Annotated in this window: 1 protein-coding gene and 1 pseudogene; one reads left to right on the top strand and one right to left on the bottom strand. The window is 41.8% G+C overall.

Going from position 1 to position 2,407, the window contains the following annotated elements:
• Nucleotides 1-832: pseudogene (locus HMPREF0201_RS23245) on the top strand (hypothetical protein); the annotation flags it as partial.
• Between the two features lie 192 nt (nucleotides 833-1,024).
• Here HMPREF0201_RS23245 and HMPREF0201_RS09300 read toward each other — a convergent pair.
• Nucleotides 1,025-1,816 carry a helix-turn-helix domain-containing protein gene (locus HMPREF0201_RS09300; RefSeq protein ID WP_039898206.1) on the bottom strand — a complete coding sequence of 264 codons (792 nt, stop codon included), beginning with the start codon at nucleotides 1,814-1,816 and terminating at the stop codon, nucleotides 1,025-1,027.
• Nucleotides 1,817-2,407: the final 591 nt, after the last annotated feature.

Below are 2,407 nucleotides of genomic sequence, written 5' to 3'. Positions count from 1 at the left end.
TTGGCAGAGTATACTGGGTATTATTTTCGGAATAATCGGTCTGGGCCTGTCACTGTTCACGGCAGGGCTATCAATAGCCGCAGCAGGGGGAATATCGGCGGCGCTGAGCTCGGCATCGGCAACGACGCTGGCCCTGGGAGGGCTGGGTGTGCTGGCAGACGTGACGGCCATCGCGAGCGGGGCAACGGAAGATGTAAATCCTGAGGCCTCATCGGTGCTGGGTTGGGTCTCCATGGCCACCGGCATTGCCGGGATGGCTGCCAGTGGCGGAGCGCTACTACGCTCCAGAAGGGTTACCGATCATTTAGATTCAACTGAAAACATAGCTATGTGGTACACCCACCCACCTAAAAATAAATTTGATTCATTCTATCTTGCGAATACAGAAACAGGAGAGTTCAGCCGTATAAGATTAGAGCTGAATCGTACTGATTCTACGCACAATCCATACCCTCTTATTTCTACCGCCAAAAAAAGGTATTACGGTTTCTCACGTTACTCTTTGAATCCAAATGGAAAATGGTCTATTTCCAATGAGCAGCTGGCTTATAATAATGTAACATTGTCAAAGAGCCCCCGCGAAGGATATTATGTTTACGATACTAGTGGTATTAACAACGGCGTTCATTTTGGGAACAAAATAATATCAAGTGAAGCTGCAGCCCTTCCTACAGGAATAACACAGGAACAACTTAAAACTTTGGCCCTCCAGGAAATCGATAACTTAGGAAATAAATTAAGAGCGACAAGAACAATTATAAATAAAACCAATCCATCTGAGATGTCGTTAAGTTATGAAATTTTAAAACTATTAAACAGCACGAATGCGTAACCTTAACTTTAAACCTGACATAATTCGCCCATCTTCGTGTCACCGGAAATAATTCTACTTATGGGGATAAAGGATCCTGTTAATAAAATGGTGGCAATAACATTCATCACCACCATTTTTATTATTGGCAATCACCAGGGTAAAGCATACGGTTATGCTTAACAGCCCTTCCCTAAGCTCCCTCAGGATATATTAACTTAGTGTTTTCTTTAAGATCTCAAGAAAACGATGGTGGTTATTATTCATGCTAACTTTATTTGTATAGATATAAAACGGGACATGAAGAACGAAAGGCAGAGTTCGGCACTCATCCTTTGCTTTTATCGGCTTTCTGAATAAAAGCCCCTCACCATTCGTAAAGATACTTTCTAATATTATCGCATTATCAATTCGCCGCGTCACGCCACAGTGGCCACATTGTTTCAGCTCATCTATAACACGCTGAAAACCAGGCAAACTTTCAATTACCGCTTCACAGAGAAGTGGTTTTTTTAGCCAATCATCATCCCCTTGCATTGCATAATGTAATTCCATAGTTAAATCTGTACGGAAAGTTTCAAAATTTGGTAGCACCATTGATGGCTCTATGCTAATGAATATATCATCGTCAGAATGCATACCTCTTGAAAACCTAATGTCCGTAGATTCTGGCAAAGACGATGACATCATGGTTAGCAAATCAGCAATAACGGTTCTTCCTGCATTCGGTGATGAAATTCTGAACCCTTTCTTATGCCATGGATGTTCAAATTCAAGCATCGCGGAATATAGCGGAAACACTTTTTGATAGAGACAATCAGCTGCTGATGTTGGTGAAAGACCATTTCGTTCAATCACAAATAATCGTTCTCCCAGCCACTCCTCCGTTAATTTTAACATCCTGGTTACAGGTGGAACCGTAAGACACAATTTGTCTGCTGCTGCTTTAAGCCGTTTTTCTTGGTACAGTGTAATAAAAACTCGCAAAGGTTTGGAAATTAGCATGTTGATCTCCGTTTTTATAAAGCTGGAGGATCTATAGTATTTCATATAAAAAATAAGATATTAGAAATGCTATTTATTCATTCAAAATTGATGATTTTGGCTGATAAATAGCCACAACCCCCCATTAAACCACACATTTTATTCAACAAATAATAGAAAAATCAGACTAGAATGAAAGTACCTCACTGACTGTGAATGATAGCTGACCGGGGAAACATTGCCCTGCCCCCCGTTGATTAATCCATCACGATATTTTTTGTTAGTTATAAACTAATACAGCAGATGCACTGCGGGGGATATTTCCCCAAGATATACCGTATATTTCCAGACCGCACCGCTGTTGATTTCAGCTTCTTTACGTCCGTCTAACGGCAGGCGGGCTTCAGGCCCTTCACTTATTAAAGGAATAAAGTAATGACATCTTCCACCGATATTATCCATACCCTCACGGGTAAAACCAAAACCCTCGGATATGATGCAGTCGTGGCTTACGACCGTGATAAAATTAACCACCTTCTTGAACAGCAGTATGTCAGCAAACGTGCCGACGGCACCCATCTGCCGCCCGTTAGCTGGTCCAACAGCAAGGAT

It is taken from the genome of Cedecea davisae DSM 4568 (assembly GCF_000412335.2).
GTDB lineage: Bacteria > Pseudomonadota > Gammaproteobacteria > Enterobacterales > Enterobacteriaceae > Cedecea > Cedecea davisae.
The sequence above is the reverse complement of the archived record's forward strand: the minus strand, read 5'-3'. Positions and strand labels throughout refer to the sequence as shown.

Coding starts and splice junctions, on each gene's coding strand:
- HMPREF0201_RS09300 (WP_039898206.1), bottom strand. CDS start 1,816: ATGCTAATTTCCAAACCTTTGCGAGTTTTTATTACACTGTACCAAGAA.